Source organism: Salinicola salarius, assembly GCF_002179555.1.
GTDB lineage: Bacteria > Pseudomonadota > Gammaproteobacteria > Pseudomonadales > Halomonadaceae > Salinicola > Salinicola salarius_A.
Map to the genome: position 1 here is coordinate 1 of NZ_NHOU01000155.1, position 406 is coordinate 406.

The window sequence follows — 406 nt, forward strand, 5'->3', positions numbered from 1 at the left end:
CCGGGCTCAGCTCGCCGGTCATGCCCAGCTGCCCCATCAGCCGCAGGATGTTGTAGGCCAGCTGGGCGAGGTGCAGGATCAGATCGTTGGTGGCGAACTTGCCCGACGGCAGCCGCTCCAGGTCGAGATCGGTCTTGATCTCACTGTGGAATTGCTCGTGGGTGGCATGCGCCTGGTAGCGTTTGATCACCGCCTCCGGCGCCTCGTCCAGGCTGGTCCACCAGCCTTCCAACTCATAGTCCGGTTCGAGCAGCAACTGGCCATCGCGATCGGCGGTGCGCTCGACCAGGCGCATCACGCGTTGGACGACGTATTCGGTCTTGTTGTCGTCGTGGATCGAGACGGTCTGCGTCCACAGCGCCTGGCGCTTGCCAGGACGCAGCTCTTCCCAGTAGTCCGCCGCCAC

General features: G+C 64.5%; 1 pseudogene. It reads right to left on the reverse strand.

The annotated features are described in order from the left end of the window. Positions 1 to 406, reverse strand: a pseudogene (locus CCD76_RS19580) (IS1380 family transposase); the annotation flags it as partial.